Raw genomic sequence first — 21,131 nt, forward strand, 5'->3', positions numbered from 1 at the left:
ACCGAACCTCCCGGCGCCGGACCGTCCGGCTCCGACTCCCGCCCTGATCCGCAGGGCCCCGACCAGCACGAAGGAACGAGCAGATGACTGCCGGCACGGCCGACAAGAAGGCCACCGACCACCTCTGGATGCACTTCACCCGGATGTCGACGTTCGACGACCATCCGGTCCCCGTCATCGAACGTGGTGAGGGCGCCTACATCTGGGACTCCAACGGCAAGAAGTACATGGACGCGCTGTCCGGCCTCTTCGTCGTCCAGGCCGGGCACGGCCGCACCGAGATCGCCCAGGCGATGGCCGAGCAGGCCGGCAAGCTGGCGTTCTTCCCGGTGTGGGCGCACGCGCACCCGGCCGCCATCGAGCTCGCCGAGCGGATGGCCGCGCTGGCCCCGGGCGACCTGAACAAGATCTTCTTCTCCTCCGGCGGCGGCGAGTCGGTGGAGACCGCCTGGAAGGTGGCCAAGCAGTACTTCAAGCTGATCGGGAAACCGATGAAGCACAAGGTGATCTCGCGGACGATCGCCTACCACGGCACCACCCAGGGTGCACTGTCGATCACCGGCGTGCCGCCGTTCAAGCAGGTCTTCGAGCCGCTGGTGCCGGGCACCGCGCGGGTGCCGAACACCAACTTCTACCGGGCGCCGGAGTTCGTCGCGCACGACGAGAAGGTCTTCGGCCGTTGGGCCGCCGACCGCGTCGAGGAGGCCATCCTGCAGGAAGGCCCGGACACCGTCGCCGCCGTCTTCGTGGAGCCGGTGCAGAACGCCGGCGGGTGCTTCCCGCCGCCGCCCGGCTACTTCGAGCGACTGCGCGAGATCTGCGACACCTACGACGTTCTCCTGGTCTCCGACGAGGTGATCTGCGCCTACGGGCGGCTGGGCACCATGTTCGGTGCGGAGAAGTACGGCTACCAGCCCGACATCATCACCAGTGCCAAGGGTCTCACCTCCGGCTACTCCCCGCTCGGCGCGGCGATCATCTCCGACCGCATCTACGAGCCGTTCGGCAAGGGCGACACCATCTTCCCGCACGGCTACACCTTCGGCGGCCACCCGGTGTCCTGCGCCGCGGCGCTGAAGAACCTCGAGATCTTCGAGCGGGAGGACCTGCTGGGCAACGTCTCCCGCAACGAGAACGCCTTCCGGTCCACCCTGGAGAAGCTGCTCGACCTGCCGATCGTCGGCGACGTGCGCGGCGACGGGTACTTCTACGGCATCGAGCTGGTGAAGGACAAGAACACCCGGGAGTCCTTCGACGCCGGCGACTCCGAGCGGATCCTCCGCGGGTTCGTCTCGCCGACGCTGTTCGAGCACGGGCTGTACTGCCGCGCCGACGACCGGGGCGACCCGGTGGTCCAGGTGGCCCCGCCGCTGATCTGCGGCCAGGCGGAGTTCGACGAGATGGAGCAGATCCTGCGGGACGTGCTCACCGAGGCCTGGAAGCTGGTCTGATCCCTCCTGTGCCCATGGGACCTGCTGTGCCGGAACGGATGCCGGGGTCGTACAGCGGGGTGAGCCTGTGGCTCGACCGGCTGGACGACCCGCTGGACCCCCGGCCGCCGCTGCCCGGCGATCGCGACGTGGACGTCGCGATCGTCGGCGGCGGGTACACCGGCCTGTGGACCGCGTTCCACCTCCGGCGCGCGGATCCCGGCCTGCGGATCGCGGTGCTGGAACGACGGATCGCCGGGTTCGGCGCGTCCGGCCGCAACGGCGGCTGGTGCTCGGACCTTTTCCCGGCCTCCTGGGACAAGATCGCCCGGTACGGCGGGCGGGACTCCGCGCTGCGGATGAAGGCCGCGATGCGGGACTCGATCGACGAGGTCGGGCGCAGCATCGTCGATCTCGGGATCGACTGCGGCTTCCACCGGGGCGGGACCGTGGCGCCGGCCCGCAGCCCGGCGCAGTTGCAGCGGGCGCGGGCAGAGGTCGAGCACGCCCGCCAGTGGGGTGACGGCGAGGACGACCTCCGCCTGCTCGACGCCGCCGCGGTCGCCGACATCACCTCCATGTCAGGCGTTCTCGGCGGTACTTTCACACCGCACTGCGCGGCTCTGGATCCCGGCGCCCTGGTCCGCGGGCTGGCCGCGCACGTGGCCGCCGACGGCACCGACCTGTTCGAGGAGACGGCGGTGCGTGAGATCCGGCCGCACCGCGTGGTGACCGACCACGGCACCGTGCGGGCCGAGGTCGTCGTCCGGGCCACCGAGGCGTACACCGCCGAATTGCCAGGCCACCGCAGGGATCTCGCCCCGGTCTACTCGTTGGTGGTGGCCACCGAACCGCTGCCGGAGGACGTGCTGGCGGCGGTCGGGCTGGTGGACCGGCCGACCTTCACCGATCACCGGCACATGATCTGCTACGGCCAGCGCACCGCCGACGGGCGCATCGTGTTCGGCGGTCGCGGCGCGCCGTACCACCTCGGCTCCCGCATCCGCACGCCCTACGACCGGGTGCCGTCGGTGTTCTCGGACCTGCGCCGGACGCTGCTCGAGATGTACCCGGTCCTGCAGGGCGTGCGGTTCACCCACGCCTGGGGCGGCCCGCTGGGCATCCCGCGGGACTGGCACGCCGGCGTCGGGTACGACGCCTCCACCGGGTTCGCCTGGGCCGGAGGCTATGTCGGCGACGGCGTGTCCACGGCCAACCTGGCCGGACGGACGCTGGCCGACCTCATCACCGGCGCGGACAGCGACCTCACCACGCTGCCGTGGGTCGGTCACCGGTCCCGCCGTTGGGAGCCGGAACCGCTGCGCTACCTCGGCATCAACGGCGGGCTGCAGGTGATGTCCGCCGCCGACCGGGCAGAGGCCCGCACCGGCCGGCCGTCGGCGTTGGCCGACCGGTTCTCCCGGTTGATCGGCGGCTGAACACCGAACCACCGGTCAGCCTGCATTCCGGAGTCAGCCGCCGAGCGGCGGCGGCATCGTCGGGTCCGGCTCCGGCACGGTCGGATCCGGGAACGGACCGCCGGGGCTCGGATCCGCGGGCGGTGGCTCCAGCGGGACCGGCGGGCGCTCCGGGCTCGGCACGGACGGATCGGGGCCGGGGGTGTCCGGGGTCGGTGGCGTCGGGATCGTCATGCAGGTGCGGTTCCCCGGGCCCGGTCCGCCGAACCCGGCGCGGCGTCCGCCGTCGGCGGACGGTGCAATCAGCTGCTGCCGGTGCGCTGGCGCGGGATGCGGCGGGTGAGGTCGTGCTCGGAGCGGCGGGACCGGAAGAGCTCACCCCAGCGATTACCGGACAGACGGTCGTCCGCGGACAGATCGGTGCCCGGATCGCCGGCCGGGTCGTCGGCGACCTCGGCATCAACGGGAGCGATCCCGAACCGCCGCAGATACTCCATGCAGATGACCCCCGTCATGCACCGTCGGAACCGCTTGGGCGCACCTGAGGTGAGTCTGTCGACCCTGACCCGGTGCGGCTCAGACACTACCCCTGTCGTGGCCGGTCAGCTGCCGCGCGGCGTCACGGAACGCTGTCGGCGGCCACACCGAAGGAGTCAGAACCACCGTTCGAGAACAGCGGCAACACCGTCGTGATAGTGCTCCGGTGCGATCTCCGTCGCGATGGCCCGCACGTCCGGGTGACCGCCCGCCATCGCTACCCCTCGCCCGGCCCAACGCAACATCTCCAGGTCGTTGGGCATGTCGCCGAAGGCGACCACCTCCGCCGGGTCGATCCCCCAGTCCCCGGCCAACCGGTCCAGTGCGGAACCCTTGCTGACCCCGGCCGCCGCGATCTCGAGCAGACCCTCGTCGGTGGACCAGGTGATGCTGACGTCAGGGTTGCCGGTGGCGTGCGCGGCCTCGGCCAGGGTGCGGCTGTCCACGCCTCCACGCACCAGCATCTTCGCGGCGGGGTCGGCGAGCAGGGCGGCGCGGTCGGCGGTCTGGAACTCGCCGAACTCCCACGGGTGGTCGTAGTGGGCCTCCGCCCAGCAGGACCGGATCGTGGTACCCAGCCGCTCGACCGCCAGCGCCAGCGGGTCGGTGCGCAACTCCAGCGCGGACACGAAGTCCTGCATCACCTGCGGCACCAACGGGCTGGCCGCCACCAGTTCGCCGGCCTGCACGTCGTAGACCACCGCGCCGTTCATGCAGACAGCGATGCCGGTGAAGCCGGCCTCGATCACCGGGTCCAGCCACCAGATCGGCCGGCCGGTGGCGATGACGACGCGGGCGCCGGCGGACTCGGCCCGGGCCAGCGCGTCGGCGTTCCGCTTGCTCACCCGTGCGCCGGTCTCGTCCAGCAGGGTGCCGTCCATGTCGCAGACCACCATCCGGGGCGGCGTGGTGGGTCCGGCGTTCGACGGGGCGGCGGGAGGTGCGAAGGTCACCCGACCATTCTGCGGCAGCCCCGGGCCGGGGCCGTCCATCGCCGGGTGACGGGGAGGTGAACCGCGCTACCCTCCCGGCATGTTGACCGGGGACAACGTGGTGCTGCGGCCGCCCGCGGCGGCCGACGCCGATGCGCTCTACGAGCTGGCGGCGGACCTGGACTCCTGGGAGGAGCGGGTCGGCCAACCGCCGCGGGCGCTGACCCGGGAACTCTTCGACGAGCGGTTCGACACGGCGCAGCGCGACCGCGGGGCGGACCAGGTCTTCGTCATCGAGTCCGAGGGGCTCGTGGCCGGGCAGTGCGAGCTCTTCGGCGTCGACCACCTGGCCCGGGTCTCCGAGGTCGGCATCGCGCTGCTGGCCCGCGCCCGCGGCCGGGGGCTGGGCACCGACGCCATGCGGGTGCTCGTCGAGTTCGCCTTCACCCGCCTCAACCTGCACCGCGTCCACCTCTCGGTGCTCGCCGACAACGCCGCCGCCGTCCGCAGCTACCTCCGCGTCGGCTTCGTCCAGGAGGGCCGCCGCCGGGAGAGCGCCTGGGTCCGCGGGCAGTACGTCGACGAGATCCTGATGGGCCTGCTGCGGTCCGAGTGGGCGGGCTGACTCCGGTCGTCCGCCCGCCGGAGTTCCGGCAGTTCCAGCGGGAACGTCAGGCACCCAGCTCCGGCACCTGCGCGGTGAGGCCGGCGAGGAGGGTGTCGAGGCCGAATGTCCAGAAGTGGTCGGGGGCCAGGGCGCTGCCGCGGGCCGCGCCGGCGGCGGCGCCGATCCGGACGGCGCGCGGGTAGGCGTCGGGGTCGAGCACCTCGGCCAGCAACGGCCCGGCTGCCGCCCACCACTGCTCGTCGGAGGCGCCGGACTCGGCCTCGGCCGCGCTCGTAGCGACCTCCAGCCGGACCGCGGAGCGGACAAAGGCGAGCACCTGCTGGAGCACGTCGTCACAGACCACGTCGTCGATACCGAGTCCGTCGAAGGCCGCCAGCTCGTGGTCGTACTTCGCCGTGGCCCCGGGGCCGAGGGTCGGCCGGCCGGGATGCACCATCGCGAGCCACGGATGGGCGCGGAGCATCTCCCGGTTCGAGTCGGCGACGGCACGCAACCGGTCCACCCCACGCCGTTGCCCGAGCGGTGGCCGCGGCATCTCCAGCTCGATCAGATCGATCATCAGGTCGAGCAGTTCGGCCCGCCCGGGCACGTAGGTGTAGACGGTCATCGCCCCGGTGCCCAGCCGCTCGGCGACCTTCCGGATCGTCAGCCCGGGAGTCCCCTGCTCGTCCGCCACCGCGACGCCGGCCCGCACCACGTCGTCCACCCCGAGCTTCCGCCGTGGTCCCCGGGCACCCTCCGCCCCGGCGCGCCAGAGCAGCCGGAGGGTCTGCGCCGGATCCCCGGCGCCGCTGCGATCGGCCACGGGAACATTCTGCCGACCACCGCCGTTCCTATCTCCGTACATCGTACGAAGATAGGAGATCCCGTGCAGATCACGTCCACCGCACTCTCGCTCACCGTCACCGATCCGGAGGCGTCGGGCAGGTTCCTGACCGACCACTTCGGGTTCGGCGTCGCCATGGCGGCACCCGGGTTCGTCTCGCTGACCAGGGAGGACGCCGGCATCAACGTGATCTTCCTGGCGACAGGCCTGCCGACGATGCCGGCGGACCAGCGCGACGTGCACGCCACCGGCCTCATCCTGGCGTTCGTCGTCGAGGACCTGGAGGGCGAGCTGGCCCGGTTGCAGGCCGAGGGTGTCGCGATCACCATGCCGCTCACCGTCGAGGAGTGGGGCGAGCGCGCTTTCCAGGTCCGGGGCCCCAACGGCGTCGTGGTCCAGCTGGTCGACTGGAAGGGCTGAGCGGCCATCCCGGGTCCGGCGTTCCAGCGGGAACGCCGGGCTCCGGATTCCGGTCAGGCGACCGGGGCCAGCGGGTGGATTCCCGGCGGAGCCGCGAGGTGCTCACCGAAGACGCCGAGCGCCGTCCGGATGTGCGGGGAGCGCATGTGGGCGTCGAGGTCGGACTGCGCCCGCCACCGCTCGGTCGTGATGAAGACGGTCGGGTCGGCCAGCGAGGAGAACAGCTTGTAGTCCAGGCAGCCCTCCTCGGCCAGGGTGGGCTCGACCAGCGCGGCCAGCGCGTCGCGCAGCACCGCCTCCGAGCCGGGCTTGGCGGTCAGCACGGCAACGACCTCGAGATCGGCCACAGGGCACATCCTTTCCGGACCCGGCACCGTTGCCGGATGACCGGAGCGTAACAACGCGGTGCAGGATGAGCGGATGGCCATCCCCTCCGCACCCGACTCCACACAGGACACCGCACCGGACCCACGTTTCTCCCCCGCCGCTCTGGAGTTCCTCACCGAACGGCACCTCGCGTCGCTGTCCACACCGCTGCACAGCGGCCGGATCCATGCGGTGCCCACGGGTTTCACCGTGACCGGATCGACGGCGTGGGTGATCACCTCCGGGCCGAGCCAGAAGGTGCAGAACGTCCGCCGGGCCGGCACCGCCTCGATCTGCCAGATCGACGGCGCCCGGTGGCTCACGCTGATCGGGCCGGCAACCGTCCTGGAGGATCCGGACTCCGTGCGCGAAGCGGAACGACGCTACGCCGCCCGGTACCGGGTGCCGCGGGTCAACCCGCTGCGGGTGGTGATCGAGGTGCGCATCGAGAAGATCCTCGGTTCGCGCAGCATCAGCCTCCGCTGAGCTTCGCCGTCCAGCGCTCCTCCACATTGCCGAACCGCCACCAGGCGAAGGACCCGGCGAACACCAGGACGAACAGGCCGACGATCACGAAACCGACGGCGTCGAGGGAGATCCCGGAGATCCAGGTGGTGACCGGATCGGTCCAGCCGAGCTTCTCGTTGAGCACCGAGACCACCTCGATGCCACCGATGATCAGCGCGACGGCGACGGACAGGCCGGTGGTGGTGAGGTTGTAGTAGATCCGCCGCACCGGCCGGACGAACGCCCAGTGGTAGGCGGCGTGCATGAATGCGCCGTCGAGGGTGTCGGCCAGCGACATGCCGGCCGCGAAGAGCAGCGGCAGCACCATCACCGCGTACCAGGGCAGCCCGGTCGCCGCACCGGCACCGGCCAGCACCAGCAGCGAGATCTCGGTCGCGGTGTCGAATCCCAGGCCGAACAGCACGCCGACCGGGTACATCTGGCCGGGGCGGGTGATCCGCTTCATCAGCGGGCGGAGCAGCCGGGCGAACAGCCCGCGGCTGTCCAGCGCCTGCTCCAGCGCCGCCTCGTCCAGTCCCGATCGCTGCGCCTCCCGCCAGACCCGGACGATGCCGAGCAGCGCCGCCAGGTTGATCAGCCCGATCAGCAGCAGGAACACCCCGGACACCGAGGTGCCGATCACCCCCAGGGTCTGGTGGGCCGTCGAGTCCTCGCTCACCAGCGTGGTGGTGATGCTCGCCCCGGCGGCCACCAGGATCGCCATCACGAACACGATCGTCGAGTGCCCCAACGAGAACCAGAGCCCGACGGAGGTAGCGGGTCTCCCCTCCGCGGCCAGCTTCCGGGTCGTGTTGTCGATCGCCGCGATGTGGTCCGCGTCGAAGGCGTGCCGTACCCCGAGCAGGTACGCGGTCATCGCCAGCAGGATGCCGAAGACCTGACCGTCGACCAGGTACCCGCCGGGCAGGACCACGGCGAACAGCAGCCCGAAGGCGATCACGTGCAGCACGGCGACCAGCAGCAGCGGCCGGCGTGCTCGACGCACGATCGCACCAGGGCGGAACTCGGTGGCAGTGCTCGACACGGCAGCTCCTGGCGTCGATCCGGGTACGGACCTCCGCACTCTAGGCCCGGCAGCGGGTCATCGGAACAGATGGGCCGATATCGTCACCTGCCGGACACACAGGGCCGGGGACTGGCACGATGCTCCTGTGACCACACCCGAGCCCGGCACCGCGGAGCACGCACGGGAGGCGGCCGCCGCAGTCCGGGAGGACGCCGACAGTCGGCTCTGGGCGCAGCGTTTCGCCCTGCTCGGCGACGTGAACCGGCTGCGGATCCTGCTGGCGCTGCACCGCGCCCCGGGGATCAGCGTCGGCGAGCTGGCCGGGGCGGTCGGGATGACGGACAACGCCACCTCCCACGCGCTGGCCGCACTGCGGGCGGCCGGCGTCGTCGACGCCGATCGCGACGGACGTTTCCGTCGCTGGTCGGTCGTCGACGACGAGATCCACCAGATCCTGCACACCGTGGGCGCCGGCCACTCGGACCTGCACCCGCACCACTGAGGGCGACTGCGCCTCAGCCGCCGGCGACCACCCGGCCGGCCTGGATGACCGTGCGACGCTCGCCCCAGAGCAACGACGGGTCGTCGACCGGGTTGCCGGGCAGCAGCAGCAGATCGGCGTGTGCGCCCTCGGCGATCCGGCCGATGTCGGTGCGCTGCAACAGCTCCGCGTTGACGGCGGTCGCCGACTGCAGGGTGCGCACCACGCCGTCCACCTCGGACTGCAGCCGCAGCCCGCTCAACTGCTCGTCCTCCAGCTCGCCCATCAGGTCGGTGCCGAACCCGATGCGCACGCCGGCCGCGCGCGCCAGTTCGACCGCCCGCTTGCCGGACTCCAGCACCTCGCGGTTCTTGGCCCGCGGGATCTCGCCCATGCCGATCGCCTCGCCCCGCCGCTCCATGGCGTCGTAGGTGGCCAGGGTCGGCACCAGGAAGGCGTCGTGCTCCGCCATCAGCGCGGCGGTCTCCGCGTCGAGCAGGTTGCCGTGTTCGATGCTGCGCACCCCGTTGGTGATCGAGTGCACGATCGCCTCCGGCGAGTACGCATGCGCCGCCACGTAACTGCCGCGGCGGGAAGCCTCGTCGGTGACCGCCCGCACCTCCTCCGCGGAGTACTGCGGGATCCGGATCGGGTCGGTCAGCGAGACCACGCCACCGGAGGTCATGATCTTGATCGCGTGCGCGCCGCGCCGGAACCGGTCCCGGACCGCCTTGCGCAACGGGTCGACCCCGTCCACCACCTCCGTCGAATGGTGGTGTCCCGCACAGAGATCCGCGTGCCCGGGCCGGGGGTCGCCGTGCCCACCGGTCTGGCTGAGCGCCGGCCCGGTCCACAGGTAGCGGGGCGAGGAGATCAGGCCTTCGACGATCGCCCGGTCCAGCCCGGCGTCGCCACCGGCCACGTCCCGGACGGTGGTGAAGCCGCGCCGCAGCGCACCGGCGAGCCGCCGCGCACCGGTCAGCGCGACGTAGGACAGCGGGCTGGCCTCGAGCGCGATCATGTCCAGCTCGATGCCGTAGGCGTGGAAGTGCGCGTCGATCAGCCCCGGCACCACCACCCCGCCACGGGCGTCGACCACCACGTCCGATTCCTGCGTCCCGCCGATGCCGGCGATCCGGCCGTCGACGACATGCACCGGCCCGTCGACGATCTCACCCGTCAGGCTGTCGAAGACCCCGACGTTGACCACCGACATCGTGGCTGTCATGCCGACACCACCTCCCGGCGGGTGCCGCGCAGCGCGGTGGTGGCGGTCAGGTCGGCGGCGAAGGTCTCGGGGTCCACGACCACACCGTAGTCCGCGGCCGCGGCACCGACGGAGACGAACCCGTTCCGCACGTCGGCGGCCACCCGCTCCGGCTCCCGGTCCAGCGGATCGCCGTAGCCGCCGCCACCTCCGGTGTTGTTGACCAGCACGTCGCCGGCGTCCAACAGGTTGTAGCTGCCGCCCTGCGTCGCCTCGCGGTCGGTGCCGGGATTGAGCACCACGTGGTTGTTGTCGCCCTCCAGCCCGCCGTCGATGGACCAGGGCTTCGTCTTCGTCTTGTAGACCAGGCAGATGCCGGTGGACGGGGCGGTGAACCGGTAGGAGCGGCCGACGCCCACGCCGCCGCGGTTGCGCCCGGCACCGCCGGAGTCCGGCCGGTAGCCGTAGGACTCGATGAACATCGGGGACTTGGTCTCCAGCACCTCGACCGGGTTGTTCCGGCACCCCGGCTCGGACAGGTGCATGATCCCGTCCGCACCGTCGCCGCCCGCGTGGCCGCCGAAACCGACGGCCTCGTTGGTGGCCTCGAGCCAGTGCTCGCCGTTCCGCGGGTTGACCCCGAGACCCATCATCGAGCAGACGTCGCCGCCGGAGCAGGCCGGCACCAGGTCCGGCATGCCCTTGGCCAGCGCCTTCAGGATCACCTCGCCGGCCAGCAGGCCGGTCCACAGCGTGAAGGTCGGCATCGGCGGCACGGCGTGCATCACCGAACCGGCCTCGGTGATCACCCGCAGCGGTCGGAAGTTGCCGGCAACTACCGGGCTGTCGGGGGTGGTCATCGCCTTGAAGATCAGGCTGCACAGCGCCTCGGTCTGGCCCAGCGGCAGGTTGATCGGGCCGCGGACGTTTTTCGCGCTGCCGGTCCAGTCGACGATCATCTCGTCGTCGGTGACGGTGACCGTCACGTTCAGGTCGATCAGCCGGTCCAGCTCGACGCCGTCGTTGTCGACGAAGTCCGACGCCGACCAGGTGCCCTTCGGCAGGCCGGCCAGCGCGATCCGGGCCAGCTTCTCGCCGTGGTCGTTGATCGAGACCATGGCCTGCGCGAGGGCGTCCACCCCGTACTTGTCGGCGATCTCGATGGTCCGCCGGACACCGCTGACGCACGCGGACACCTGCGCCTGGATGTCACCGATGGTGCGCTCGGGCAGCCGGCTGTTGTACCGGATGATGTTGAAGATGTCGTCGTTGATCACACCCTCGCGGTAGAGCCGCACGCCGGGGAAGAACAGGCCCTCCTGGTACATGTCGGTGGAGTCGAGCACGTAACCCGGGTCCTTCTGCTTCAGGTCCAGCACGTGGATCCGGCAGGAGGTGTAGCCGATCAGTTCGCCGTCGACGTGGATCGGTGCGAAGACCAGCGGGTCCAGGGTGTGCGCCGAGCTCCAGTAGGGGTAGTTCAGCAGGTAGACGTCGCCGGGCAGCATGGCCTCGATCCCGAGGAACTCCACGGCGCGCTTGATGCCGTGGTCGTTGCCACGGGTGAAGATGGCGATGCCGGGGGCGTCGGCCACGACATCGCCGTGCACGTCGTGGATCCCGATGCCGTAGTCGTGGATCTCGTAGACGACGGTGTTGTAGGCGGTGCGGCAGAGGTTGCGGGCCATCTCCTCGGCGGCGGCCAGCAGGCCGTGCCGGATGATCTCGGTGGTGATCGCGTCGTTCATGTGCGGTGGGACTCCTCGGACTCGGGTGCGGTCGGTGGGTCGGGGATCAGAGGCCGGGGCGGTCGCCGACGGTGATGACCAGCTCGCCGTGCGGGCCGACCAGCAGGTGGTCGCCGGCATGCATGACGGTGGTCGCCGTGTGCTCCGGAATGACTGCGGGACCGTGGATCTCGTCGCCGGCCAACAGGTTCTCCCGGGTGTACAGGGCGTAGTCGACCGAGGGCTGCGCGGCGGAGACGTACACGGCGCGGCTGCCCTCGGCGACCGGCTCACCGGACTCCCGGGCGGCCAGCAGCGGCAGCTCGGGCCGGTCCACGATGCCCCGGGCACGCAGCCGCAGGGTGGTGACCTCGACCGGATCGGTCATCACGTGGCCGTACTGCCGCTCGTGCAGCTCCGCGAACTCCTTCTCCACCTGGGCGATGTCGCCGCCGGTGGACGGGAACCCGATGGTCACCGAGTGCTCCTGGCCCGAGTACCGGACGTCGACCAGCCGGACCATCTCCTGCCGGTCCGGGCCGAAGCCCTCGGACTCCAGCTGCGCCAGCGCTTCTGACTCCATCCCGGCGAAGGTCTGCTGCATGGCGACCGGGTCGGTGTCGGACAGCAGCATCACCGCGGTGCGGGCGTAGTCGTGCTGTACGTCGGCCATCAGCATGCCGAAGGCGCTGAACGCCCCCTGGCCCGGTGGGACGACCACCGTCGGGATGCCCAGGGCCTCGGCCACGTCGACGGCCACCAGGCCGCCACCCCCGCCGAAGGACAGCAGCGCGAAGTCCTGCGGGTTCCGGCCCACCTCGACGGTGATCGCCCGGACCGCGCCCATGATCTTCGTGGTGGAGATCTGCAGCACGCCGCGGGCCAGCTCCGACCAGGTCATCCCCAGCTCGCCCGCGGTGATCTCCAGTGCGGCGACGGCCTTCTCGCGGTCCAGCACCAGCTTGCCGCCCAGCGGCGTCTCGGTGCCCAGGTAGCCGACGGCCAGCGCGGCGTCGGTGAAGGTGGCCTGGGTCCCGCCGCGGCCGTAGGAGGCCGGGCCGGGCATCGCCCCGGCGCTCGCGGGACCGACCTGCAGGGCACCCGCCTTGTCCAGGTGCACCAGGGATCCGCCGCCGGCGCCGATGGTGTGGATGTAGAGCGACGGGGTGTTGATCGGCATGCCCTCGAACTCGGCGCCCTGGTAGAGCACCGGCTCGCCGTCCAGCACCAGCGAGGCGTCCAGACTGGTACCGCCCATGTCGATGGTGATCAGGTTCGGCTGGCCGATCAGGCCGGCCAGTGCACCGGCGCCGATGACGCCGCCCGCCGGTCCGGACAGGATCAGGCTCACCGGCTGCTCCCGCGCCGTGCTCGCCGTCATCGCGCCGCCTCCTGACCGCGTCATCAGGAAACGACCCTCGAAACCCTCGTCGGTGAGCCGAGTCTCGAGCTCCGCCAGGTAGCGGCGGACGATCGGCTTGACGTAGGCGTCCAGCACGGCGGTGCTGGTCCGCTCGAACTCCCGGTACTCCCGGGACAGCTCGTGCGAGAGCGTCACGACGACGTCCGGCGCGTGCGCGGCGAGCACCTCGCGCATGGCCACCTCGTGCGCCGGGTTGGCGTAGGAGTGCAGGAAGCAGACCGCGACCGCGTCGTAGCCGCGCTCGGCGACGATCCGGGCCACCCGGGCGGCGTCCTCGAGATCGATGTCCTGGTGCACACTCCCGTCGAACAGGCTGCGCTCGGCCACCTCGAAGGTGTCGTACCGCTCGAGCAGCGGCGTCGGCGGCGTGAAGGTGATGTCGTAGTTGGTCCGGCGGTCGGTCCGGCCCAGCAGGTAGACGTCACGGAAACCCTTGGTACCGATGACGGCGATCCTCGCGCCGGTCCGGGTCAGCAGCGCATTGAGACCGAGAGTCGTTCCGTGGGTGAACATCACGATCTCGCCGATGCCGGCCTCGGTGACGCCGAACGCGTCCAGCACGCCCTTGGTGGGTTCGGACGGCGTGGTGGGCACCTTGTCGAACCGCAGGGTGCCGGTGTCCGGCTGCAGTTCGACGACATCGGTGAAGGTGCCGCCGACGTCGATCGCGACCCGGGTGATCCTGCTCATCTGTGGTCTGCCTTTCGCGGCTGCGGGTGGTGTCCGGGCGACCTCGGCCGCCGGCACACCGCGGGTCCGGCGGACGGGCCGCCGGCATCGGGAGAGCCCCGCACCGGTCGACCCGCGGGGAGGCGCGGGGCAGGTGGGAGCTGGACTGGATCGCCGGGAACCAGGAGGCGGGCCGCCACGACCCGGGCACCTTCGGCGGTGCAGCCACCGTGACACGGGCCCCCGGGACTGTCAATCACGCCCGGCAGGCATCCGGAACCGGTGCGTGACGGCGTCCGGCCGTCGCCGGGGTCGGCCCGCCGTCCCGGCGCACTGCAGACGTCCGGCGCGGCATCGGGCCACGTCGTCGCAGGTCACGAGGCCGGCGTGCACAGCGGGCCGCCCGGGGCGGCCGCATGACCGGTCGGGTCCGGATGCCCGGACGACGGCAGGGTGGACCGACGTGCACAAAGTTCCCCGAGCCGTCCGCGACCTGCTGTTTCCGCGTGCAAGCGTTTCCACCGTGGAACAGATGCGTGACACAGCACACCGGACGGTTGTCCTGTTGTGCTCGGAGCACAACGCGGCCCGGGTGGCCGGGTCCAGCATTCCCATTCATCCCAGCTTCCACTCGGGTTCGAAGCCCGACACGAAGCCGGCACCACCACCGCATCACCCCTGCACCACCCGGCAGCACCCGGTCTCCGATGACATCCATCGGCCGGCCCGAGAACTGGGAGGAAAGCATGATCCGCAGCGTCCTGACCCTGTGCGGCAGGGACGGACGAGTCGAACCGATCGAGGACTACTACCGCGACCACCACATCCTCGACCGTGCACGAGCATTCCCCGGCTGCCGGAACGCCACTCTGCTGCGGGCCGTGGACGGAGGTCGCGCGACCCACCTGGTCATGGCCGACTGGGACGACACCGAGGCCTACGGGCGCTGGGTGTCCGATCCTTTCCGGCAGCAGACCTCGGTCGGCCTGAAGGAACTGCTCGACCTGGAACCGGGCGCGCAGTTCGTCGGCGGCCTCTACGAGATCCTCACGCCGGACAGCGATCCCGCACCGTCCGGTCCCTGAAGCACTCACCGAACCAGTCACTGAACCTGTCCCTGAACCCCTGCACCGCAGCACATCCCGACAGCACCGCACCGACACCGGGGTCGGACCAGCACCACCTGCACCGCACGTCGAGTCCCCCGCATCCCGTCCGCAGAGGAGCAGCATGAAGAGCACCACCCGTCGGTTGACCGCCACCATGGCGGCCGCCGCGCTCACCCTGTCGATCGCCGCGTGCAGCCGGCCGTCGTCCTCCGGCGGCTCGGAGACGACGACCGCGGCGGCCACCACCACCGCCGCCGGATCCAGCGGCGGCTCGGCCACCAGCGCCTCCGGGTCCGACACCGGCCCGGCCACCGCCTCCAGCGGCGGTGACACCGGCGAGGAGCTGTCGGTCGGCTTCTTCGGCTTCGCCAAGGCGAACTCCTTCGCCCAGGCGACCTGGGCCGGCGTGCAGGAGGCGGCTGCGGCGAACAACGCCACCGCCACCTTCCTCGACTCCAATTTCGACGGCCCGACCCAGGTCAACCAGCTCCAGGACGCGGTGACGTCCAAGCTGTACGACGTCGTGGTCATCCAGGCCAACGACGGCACCGCGATCGTCCCGGCGGTCAAGCAGGCGCTGGCCGCCGGCATCACCGTGGTCGTCGAGTTCACCCCGATCGGCGGCCGGTACGACACCATCGAGCCGCAGGTGGACGGCGTCATCAGCATCGTCGACGCCCCGACCATCAACGGCGAGGGCCTGGCCGAGATGGCGCTCGGCGCCTGCGAGCAGCTGGCCGTCCAGCCGTGCAACGTCGCCTACCTGCAGGGCTTCGACAACTACCCGCTGGACGCCGCCCGCACGAAGGCCGCCGAGGACGCCATCAAGGCCGGCGGCGCCGAACTCGTCGCGTCGGTCATCGGTGGCTACACCGCCGACTCCGGCCGCACCGCCTTCCAGAACGTGCTGCAGGCCCACCCCGACGTCAACGTCGTGGTCGGTTCGTCCCAGGCCATCACCGGGGCGGCCGCGCTGGCCCCGGACCGTGACGACCTGCTGTTCGTCGGCAACGGCGGATCCACCCAGGCCTTCGAGGGCGTGATGTCCGGGAAGTGGTACGGCACCTACAACATCCCGGAGAAGACCGAGGGCTACCGCGCCACCGAGATGGGCCTGGCCGCGCACCGTGGCGAGACCGTCCCGACGGCGACCGACGCCCGTAGCCTCACCACCTACGAGGCGCTGGGCACCAAGGAGAACCTGACCGGCCAGACGGCGGACTACTCCGACTGAGCCGGTGTCCCTCCCCGGCTGGACGACGGCCGGGGAGGGACCTGCAGACCGGCGGCGCCGGGCAGGGTCCATGACGGTCCTGCCCGGCGCCGCCACCGCACGAGACGACAGGTGGACACGTGAGCACTGCCAGAGCGACGTCGCCGTCCGGACCCGAGAGGCGGCACGCGCCGTCGATCTCGGTCCGGGACATCGGCAAGACCTACAGCGGTGTCACCGTCCTGCAGGGCATCGACCTGGACATCCCGGGCGGTGAGATCCACAGCCTGGTCGGCGAGAACGGCGCTGGGAAGAGCACCCTGCTCAAGATCCTCGGCGGCGTCATCCGGGCCGATGCGGGCACCATCGCGTTCGACGGCACCGTCACCGCGATCGGCACCCCGCGCGACTCGATCCGGCACGGCGTCAGCCTGATCTCCCAGGAGGGCGCACTGGTCCCGGCGCGCACCGTGCTGGAGAACGTCTTCCTGGGCCGCTGGGCGCAGCGCGCCGGCTGGGCCCGGACCCGGGACGACCGCCGCCGCTTCGCCGAACTCCTGGACTACACCGGCTTCTCGATCGACCCCGGCGCCCGCGTCGACCAGATCTCGATCGGCGCCCAGCAGCAGGTCGAGATCCTCCGCTCGCTGGCCCGCGGCGCGTCGGTGATCGCGATGGACGAGCCGACCGCCGTGCTCACCGAGCACGAGAAGAAGAACCTGCTCGACCTCATCCGCCGGCTCGCCGCCGCCGGCACCACCGTGCTGCTCGTCTCCCACTTCCTGGACGAGGTGCTGTCCGTCTCCGACCGGATCACCGTGCTGCGCGACGGCCGGCACGTGATCACCGAGCAGGCCTCCGCGCTGGACCCCGCCTCCCTGGTCGCGCACATGGTCGGCCGGCAGATCGACGTCCTCTACCCCACGCCCGCACCCGTCCGCGACGACGCGGCGGTCCGCCTGTCCGCCCGCGGGCTCGGTCGCGGCCCGGTGCAGAACGTCGACCTGGAGGTCCGCGCCGGCGAGATCCTCGGCATCGCCGGCCTTGTCGGCAGTGGTCGGAGCGAGACGCTGCGGCTGCTGTTCGGCGCGGACAAGGCGAGCACCGGCACCGTCACCCTGGACGGGGTCACCCTGACCGGACTGAGCCCGCGCAAGGCGATGGCCGCCGGGATCGCACTGGTCCCGGAGTCCCGCAAGGAGGAAGGGCTGGTGCTGGGCCGGTCGGTCCGGGAGAACGTCGCGCTGGCCTCGCTGGGCACCCGGCGCACCGGCCCGTTCGTCGACCGGGGCACCGAACGCACTGCGGTGCAGACGATCTCCGGCACGGTGGACATCCGTGCCGCTGCCCCGGACGCCCCGATCCGCACGTTGTCCGGTGGCAACCAGCAGAAGGCACTGTTCGCCAAGTGGCTGCTGCGCCGCCCGCAGGTGCTGCTGGTCGACGAGCCCACCCGTGGCGTCGACGTCGCGGCGAAGACCCAGATCCACCGACTCATCGTCGATCTCGCCGCCGAGGGGATGGCCGTGGTGGTCGTCTCCTCCGAGATCGAGGAGCTGCTGGAACTCTCGCACCGCGCCCTGGTGCTGCGGCACGGCCGCATCGTCGGCGAGTTCCCCCGCGGGACCCCCCGGGAGCGGGTGATCGCCGCCGCCTTCGGCGACCACCCCGAGGACGCCGGCCCCACCTCGTCCACCACGCCCGGCCCGTTCGCGAAGACCCCTGAAGGAGAGCACGCATGAACGCCCCCCTGGCGACCGACGGCGCCGCCGTCGTCACCGGTGCCGTCCCGGCCCGGCGCGCCGTCCGGATCCGCGACTACGGCATCGTCATCGCCCTGCTCGCGATCGTGGTCGCGCTGTCGGTCTCCACCGACACCTTCCTCACCACCTCGAACCTGGTGAACCTGCTGGACCAGTGCTCGGTGGTCGGACTGCTCGCCGTCGGCGCGACGGTCTGCATCATCAGTGGCGTCTTCGACCTGACCGCCAGCGCGAGCCTGGCCGTCAGCGCGATCGTCGGTGTGCAGATCGTGCAGTTGACCAACGTGCCGGTCGGGTTCGCGGCCGCCGTGGTCACCGGCGCACTGCTCGGCCTGATCACCGGCACCATCGTGGTCAAGAGCGGCGTGAACTCCTTCATCGCCACACTGGCCACCAGCATCATCTACCGCGGCCTGGCCGTGGTCGTCACCGCCGGCGCCATCGCCTACCCGCTGACCGAGCAGGCCGAGGACTTCGGGATGCTCACCTGGCCGTCGCTGTTCGGGATGACCTCGGCGACCCTGGTGTTCCTGGTCGTCGTCGCGATCATCTGGACGATGATCTCGGCGACCACCTTCGGCCGCCGGATCTACGCCGTCGGCGGCAACGCGGAGGCAGCCCGGCTGTCCGGGATCCGGGTGGGCCAGGTGCAGATCGCGGCCTATGTGGTCAGCGGCATCTGCTCGGCACTGGCCGGTCTGATCCTGGCCTCCCGCGCCGGATCGGCGCAGTCCAGCATGGCCACCGGCCTGGAACTGTCCGCCATCGCGGCGGCCGTCATCGGCGGCACGAGCATCCTGGGCGGCGAAGGTGCGGTCTGGCGAGGTGTGGTCGGCGCCCTGCTGCTCACGCTGATCGGCAACGGCTTCAACCTGCTCGGCTGGGACACCACCTACCAGCAGGTGGTGCAGGGCTGCCTGATCCTGCTGGCCGTCACCGTGGACCAGTACCTGCGCCGCCGCAACCGGTAGCGTGGCCCGGTGCGCCTGCCGGACCGCCACCGCGACGTCGTGCTCGGCATCGGGCTCGACGACCGGGCGACGCACGTCGCCGTGGTCCCGATGGACGCACCGGGCCTCCCCCTCCCGGATTATCACCACCAGCACCCGCACACCGACCCGGACACGGTCCTCGGGCTCACGGCCGCGCGGATCGCGGCCACTGCCGCCCCCGGGGAACCTGCCCTCCGGGTCGTCGCCGTCACCGTCGACCTGAGCCGCCCGCTGCGGGCCGCGGTGGCCCCCGGTGGCGCGGCCACCGGCACCGTAGCTGCGATCCGGATCGTGCCGCGGCCGGCCGAGAACCGTTCGCTGCGCGGACACCCGGCCCGGTCGGTCGAGGACCTGGTCCGGCAGAGGTTCACCGTCACCGGTGGCCACGACCTGTTCGGCCGCGAGCTGCGTCCGCTCGCCGTGGACCGGATCCGTTCCCTCATCGATGATCTCGACCTGTCCGTGCTCGGCGGCATCGCCGTCGTCGGCACCGGGTCGCAGGCCGAGCCGCGACATGAGCGCGAGCTCGCCGACCTGGTGCAGACGGCGCTGCCGGAGGCCAGGATCTCGGTGGCCGGCGACTTCGGTGGCCAGGGCCTCGTCGCACGGGAGGCGAGCGTGGTGCTCAACGCCGCGCTGACCGGTGTCGTCGAGCCACTGCTCGTCGCCTGGGTTCTCGCGGTGTCCCGACACTTCCCTGGCGCCGCGCTGCGGATCGCCCGGAGCGACGGCGGCTGGTCCACCCCGGCCTGGATCGGCGCGATGCCGGTGCTCGGGCTCGGTGCCCGGGACTCGCTGCGGTTGCTCGGCGCCGCCACCGTTGCCGGCCTGCCGGACTGCCGGATCCTGCTGCCCGCAACGGGTTCGTCTGCGGACGCGACGGTCGGCGAGGTCCGCCGCCGGCTGGTGACCGCACGCCCGCACGTGAGCACCGAACTGGGTGCCGAACTGGTGGTGCCGCTCCCGGTCCTCACCCCCTACCGCCGGTCGGCGCAACCCGGCGGCCCGTCCGACGTCACCGAACGGCACCACCGCGACGTGCCCTGGGTGGACGCGAGCGAGTCGGACCAGGACCTGCTCGTCTGCATCGGCGCGGCCGTCACCCGGCCGTCGGCGTGGCTCGACGAGATCGCGGTGATCGACTCGGTGCCACGCCTGGAGCAGGTCAGCCGGGACCTGCAGGCGCGGGCCACCGCGATCGCGACGGCCAACGGCGTCGCCCCGGGATCGGCCGCGGTGGTGGAGATGTCGACCGTCGCCGTGCCCTACAGCCCGGCCGGGACGGTGCGGATCCGGGTGCGGGTGTCCGGACCCGACCCCATCACCGTGCAGGGGGTGGACCTGTGACCGGGCAGCAGGTCTCGCCCTACGTCGGCGCCGCGGCGGTGGTGACGGCCGATGACGTGGCCGCCTACTACGAGGGCGCCACCTTCTACTCCCCCGCCGACGGCAATGCCAGCAAGGCCTCGCTGATCGACTGGGTCGCCTCGCTGATCGACGACACCGGACCGGTGGTGCTGCACCGACCGGCCGCCCTGCCCGCCGACGCGTTGTCGGCGGCGATCTGCGTGATCGGCTCCGGGTCGGCGCTGGCCGACCTTCCACCCTCCGGTGACGAGTTTTCCGGTGCGGTCCGGGAACTCGAGCAGCATGTCGGCGGCCGCATGGGCGCGGTCTACCCGCTCGCCGCCGCCACGGTCAGCGCGATGGCCCCGCTGGCGGCCGCCGCCGACCTCGGCGTCCCGCTGCTGGACTGCGACGGGATGGGCCGCACCTTCGCCCTGGTCCACCACACCGCGATGCACCTCGGTGGCATCTCCACCGGGCCGCTGGTGATGCGCGGGGCGACCGGCGAGTCGGTCCTGATCGAGGCACCGGACCCGGCCCGGGCCGACGCACTGGCCCGGCCGTCGGTCGAGGTACTCGGCGGCTGGGCCGCTTTCGCCGGCTACCCCGGCCCGATCGGCGCACTCACCCGGGCTGCGCTACCCGGTACGGTCTCCCGGTTGATCAACGTCGGCCGGCTGCTGATGGAACCGGGCGAGGCGGACGTGGTGGTCGGCCGACTGTCCGCGATCACCGGTACCCGGCGGATCGGCCGCGGCCGGATCGTCGAGCTGGAACACCTCTCCCGGCCGACCGACTTCACCGTCCCGGCCCACCCGTCCAGTGTCATCATCGACGAGAGCGGTGGCGCCATCCTGCGTCTCGAGCTTCGGAGCGAGGTCGTCGCGGTGTTCTCCGACGGCGCACTGACCGCCGCCGCCCCGGATCTGGTGTGCCTCTTCGACGTCGACCGCGGTCGGTTGTCACCGCTGGACAGCCTGCAGCCCGGTGACCTGGTGGACGTGCTGGTGACGCCGGCGGACGGAGTCTGGTACTCGCCGGAGGCCCTCGCGATGGTCGGCCCGGCCAGCCACGGGATCCCCCTCGACCACCCCAGGAAGCGCTGATCG

The 21,131-nt window shown here is 71.6% G+C and carries 21 protein-coding genes; 12 read left to right on the top strand and 9 right to left on the bottom strand.

All coding sequences use genetic code 11. The annotated features are described in order from the left end of the window. The first annotated feature begins 83 nt into the window (after nt 1-83). Nucleotides 84-1,451: an aspartate aminotransferase family protein gene (locus tag GIS00_RS16575; protein WP_154769535.1), complete on the top strand. Its 1,368-nt coding sequence runs from the start codon at nt 84-86 to the stop codon at nt 1,449-1,451. A 14-nt stretch (nt 1,452-1,465) separates the two neighbouring features. Beyond that, nucleotides 1,466-2,869 carry an NAD(P)/FAD-dependent oxidoreductase gene (locus GIS00_RS16580; RefSeq protein WP_230313685.1) on the top strand — a complete coding sequence of 468 codons (1,404 nt, stop codon included), beginning with the start codon at nt 1,466-1,468 and terminating at the stop codon, nt 2,867-2,869. Between the two features lie 33 nt (nt 2,870-2,902). On the opposite strand, the gene GIS00_RS16585 is transcribed toward GIS00_RS16580, so the two are convergent. The 3 genes from GIS00_RS16585 to GIS00_RS16595 all read right to left on the bottom strand — a co-directional run bounded on the left by GIS00_RS16585 (nt 2,903) and on the right by GIS00_RS16595 (nt 4,338). After that, a complete protein-coding gene (locus tag GIS00_RS16585) occupies nt 2,903-3,082 on the bottom strand; it encodes a hypothetical protein (protein ID WP_154769536.1) in 180 nt (59 codons plus the stop codon). Nucleotides 3,083-3,150: 68 nt separating this feature from the next. Beyond that, nucleotides 3,151-3,345: a hypothetical protein gene (locus GIS00_RS16590; protein WP_154769537.1), complete on the bottom strand. Its 195-nt coding sequence runs from the start codon at nt 3,343-3,345 to the stop codon at nt 3,151-3,153. Between the two features lie 156 nt (nt 3,346-3,501). Further along, nucleotides 3,502-4,338 (bottom strand): HAD family hydrolase, encoded by an 837-nt coding sequence (locus GIS00_RS16595; protein WP_196073317.1) that lies wholly within the window; start codon nt 4,336-4,338, stop codon nt 3,502-3,504. A gap of 79 nt (nt 4,339-4,417) precedes the next feature. On the opposite strand from GIS00_RS16595, the gene GIS00_RS16600 reads away from it, so the two are divergent. Then, a complete protein-coding gene (locus GIS00_RS16600; RefSeq protein ID WP_154769539.1) occupies nt 4,418-4,942 on the top strand; it encodes a GNAT family N-acetyltransferase in 525 nt (174 codons plus the stop codon). A gap of 46 nt (nt 4,943-4,988) precedes the next feature. Here the strand turns inward: GIS00_RS16600 and GIS00_RS16605 are convergent, their stop codons facing one another. Next, nucleotides 4,989-5,750, bottom strand: a complete 762-nt coding sequence (locus GIS00_RS16605) for a TetR/AcrR family transcriptional regulator (RefSeq protein WP_322098044.1) — start codon at nt 5,748-5,750, stop codon at nt 4,989-4,991. A 63-nt stretch (nt 5,751-5,813) separates the two neighbouring features. Here GIS00_RS16605 and GIS00_RS16610 point away from each other — a divergent pair, with 63 nt between their 5' ends. Continuing rightward, the gene (locus GIS00_RS16610; protein WP_322098045.1) at nt 5,814-6,191 is read left to right on the top strand and encodes a VOC family protein; all 378 of its coding nucleotides are present in this window, start codon (nt 5,814-5,816) and stop codon (nt 6,189-6,191) included. 53 nt (nt 6,192-6,244) lie between these two features. Here GIS00_RS16610 and GIS00_RS16615 read toward each other — a convergent pair whose 3' ends face one another. Beyond that, nucleotides 6,245-6,538: a putative quinol monooxygenase gene (locus GIS00_RS16615; protein WP_322098046.1), complete on the bottom strand. Its 294-nt coding sequence runs from the start codon at nt 6,536-6,538 to the stop codon at nt 6,245-6,247. A 73-nt stretch (nt 6,539-6,611) separates the two neighbouring features. On the opposite strand from GIS00_RS16615, the gene GIS00_RS16620 reads away from it, so the two are divergent. Next, nucleotides 6,612-7,043: a PPOX class F420-dependent oxidoreductase gene (locus GIS00_RS16620; RefSeq protein WP_154769542.1), complete on the top strand. Its 432-nt coding sequence runs from the start codon at nt 6,612-6,614 to the stop codon at nt 7,041-7,043. Here GIS00_RS16620 and nicT read toward each other — a convergent pair. Next, on the bottom strand, nt 7,030-8,109 hold the full coding sequence (gene nicT, locus GIS00_RS16625; protein WP_322098047.1) for a Nickel transporter NicT: 1,080 nt from the start codon (nt 8,107-8,109) through the stop codon (nt 7,030-7,032). The two genes, GIS00_RS16620 and nicT, sit on opposite strands and share 14 nt — an antisense overlap. Nucleotides 8,110-8,236: 127 nt before the next feature. On the opposite strand from nicT, the gene GIS00_RS16630 reads away from it, so the two are divergent. Then, nucleotides 8,237-8,593, top strand: a complete 357-nt coding sequence (locus tag GIS00_RS16630) for an ArsR/SmtB family transcription factor (protein WP_322098048.1) — start codon at nt 8,237-8,239, stop codon at nt 8,591-8,593. A gap of 13 nt (nt 8,594-8,606) precedes the next feature. On the opposite strand, the gene GIS00_RS16635 is transcribed toward GIS00_RS16630, so the two are convergent. The 3 genes from GIS00_RS16635 to GIS00_RS16645 are packed head-to-tail and all read right to left on the bottom strand — an operon-like array spanning nt 8,607 to nt 13,619. Continuing rightward, the gene (locus GIS00_RS16635) at nt 8,607-9,800 is read right to left on the bottom strand and encodes a metal-dependent hydrolase family protein (RefSeq protein WP_154769543.1); all 1,194 of its coding nucleotides are present in this window, start codon (nt 9,798-9,800) and stop codon (nt 8,607-8,609) included. Continuing rightward, nucleotides 9,797-11,527: a hydantoinase B/oxoprolinase family protein gene (locus GIS00_RS16640; protein ID WP_154769544.1), complete on the bottom strand. Its 1,731-nt coding sequence runs from the start codon at nt 11,525-11,527 to the stop codon at nt 9,797-9,799. Before GIS00_RS16640 ends, GIS00_RS16635 begins: the two co-directional genes overlap by 4 nt. Before the next feature lie 46 nt (nt 11,528-11,573). Continuing rightward, nucleotides 11,574-13,619: a hydantoinase/oxoprolinase family protein gene (locus GIS00_RS16645; RefSeq protein ID WP_154769545.1), complete on the bottom strand. Its 2,046-nt coding sequence runs from the start codon at nt 13,617-13,619 to the stop codon at nt 11,574-11,576. Between the two features lie 725 nt (nt 13,620-14,344). Between GIS00_RS16645 and GIS00_RS16650 the strand changes: the two genes are divergently transcribed. The 6 genes from GIS00_RS16650 to GIS00_RS16675 all read left to right on the top strand — a co-directional run bounded on the left by GIS00_RS16650 (nt 14,345) and on the right by GIS00_RS16675 (nt 21,128). After that, nucleotides 14,345-14,683 carry an antibiotic biosynthesis monooxygenase family protein gene (locus tag GIS00_RS16650; protein ID WP_154769546.1) on the top strand — a complete coding sequence of 113 codons (339 nt, stop codon included), beginning with the start codon at nt 14,345-14,347 and terminating at the stop codon, nt 14,681-14,683. Between the two features lie 145 nt (nt 14,684-14,828). Continuing rightward, nucleotides 14,829-15,941 carry a sugar ABC transporter substrate-binding protein gene (locus tag GIS00_RS16655; RefSeq protein ID WP_230313686.1) on the top strand — a complete coding sequence of 371 codons (1,113 nt, stop codon included), beginning with the start codon at nt 14,829-14,831 and terminating at the stop codon, nt 15,939-15,941. A gap of 119 nt (nt 15,942-16,060) precedes the next feature. Further along, the gene (locus GIS00_RS16660; RefSeq protein ID WP_322098049.1) at nt 16,061-17,662 is read left to right on the top strand and encodes a sugar ABC transporter ATP-binding protein; all 1,602 of its coding nucleotides are present in this window, start codon (nt 16,061-16,063) and stop codon (nt 17,660-17,662) included. Continuing rightward, the gene (locus GIS00_RS16665; RefSeq protein WP_154769547.1) at nt 17,659-18,654 is read left to right on the top strand and encodes an ABC transporter permease; all 996 of its coding nucleotides are present in this window, start codon (nt 17,659-17,661) and stop codon (nt 18,652-18,654) included. The genes GIS00_RS16660 and GIS00_RS16665 overlap by 4 nt, the downstream gene beginning before the upstream one ends. Nucleotides 18,655-18,663: 9 nt before the next feature. Then, entirely contained in the window at nt 18,664-20,022 is a 1,359-nt protein-coding gene (locus GIS00_RS16670) for a hypothetical protein (protein WP_154769548.1), read from the top strand. Continuing rightward, on the top strand, nt 20,019-21,128 hold the full coding sequence (locus GIS00_RS16675; RefSeq protein WP_154769549.1) for an S-methyl thiohydantoin desulfurase domain-containing protein: 1,110 nt from the start codon (nt 20,019-20,021) through the stop codon (nt 21,126-21,128). Before GIS00_RS16670 ends, GIS00_RS16675 begins: the two co-directional genes overlap by 4 nt. The last annotated feature ends 3 nt before the right edge of the window (nt 21,129-21,131 follow it).

Origin of the sequence: Nakamurella alba, assembly GCF_009707545.1 — a bacterium.
GTDB classification, from domain to species: Bacteria; Actinomycetota; Actinomycetes; order Mycobacteriales; family Nakamurellaceae; genus Nakamurella; species Nakamurella alba.

Coding starts and splice junctions, on each gene's coding strand:
- GIS00_RS16635 (WP_154769543.1), bottom strand. CDS start 9,800: ATGACAGCCACGATGTCGGTGGTCAACGTCGGGGTCTTCGACAGCCTG.
- GIS00_RS16600 (WP_154769539.1), top strand. CDS start 4,418: ATGTTGACCGGGGACAACGTGGTGCTGCGGCCGCCCGCGGCGGCCGAC.
- GIS00_RS16645 (WP_154769545.1), bottom strand. CDS start 13,619: ATGAGCAGGATCACCCGGGTCGCGATCGACGTCGGCGGCACCTTCACC.
- GIS00_RS16620 (WP_154769542.1), top strand. CDS start 6,612: ATGGCCATCCCCTCCGCACCCGACTCCACACAGGACACCGCACCGGAC.
- GIS00_RS16590 (WP_154769537.1), bottom strand. CDS start 3,345: ATGGAGTATCTGCGGCGGTTCGGGATCGCTCCCGTTGATGCCGAGGTC.
- GIS00_RS16575 (WP_154769535.1), top strand. CDS start 84: ATGACTGCCGGCACGGCCGACAAGAAGGCCACCGACCACCTCTGGATG.
- GIS00_RS16580 (WP_230313685.1), top strand. CDS start 1,466: ATGGGACCTGCTGTGCCGGAACGGATGCCGGGGTCGTACAGCGGGGTG.
- GIS00_RS16655 (WP_230313686.1), top strand. CDS start 14,829: ATGAAGAGCACCACCCGTCGGTTGACCGCCACCATGGCGGCCGCCGCG.
- GIS00_RS16640 (WP_154769544.1), bottom strand. CDS start 11,527: ATGAACGACGCGATCACCACCGAGATCATCCGGCACGGCCTGCTGGCC.
- GIS00_RS16665 (WP_154769547.1), top strand. CDS start 17,659: ATGAACGCCCCCCTGGCGACCGACGGCGCCGCCGTCGTCACCGGTGCC.
- GIS00_RS16650 (WP_154769546.1), top strand. CDS start 14,345: ATGATCCGCAGCGTCCTGACCCTGTGCGGCAGGGACGGACGAGTCGAA.
- GIS00_RS16585 (WP_154769536.1), bottom strand. CDS start 3,082: ATGACGATCCCGACGCCACCGACCCCGGACACCCCCGGCCCCGATCCG.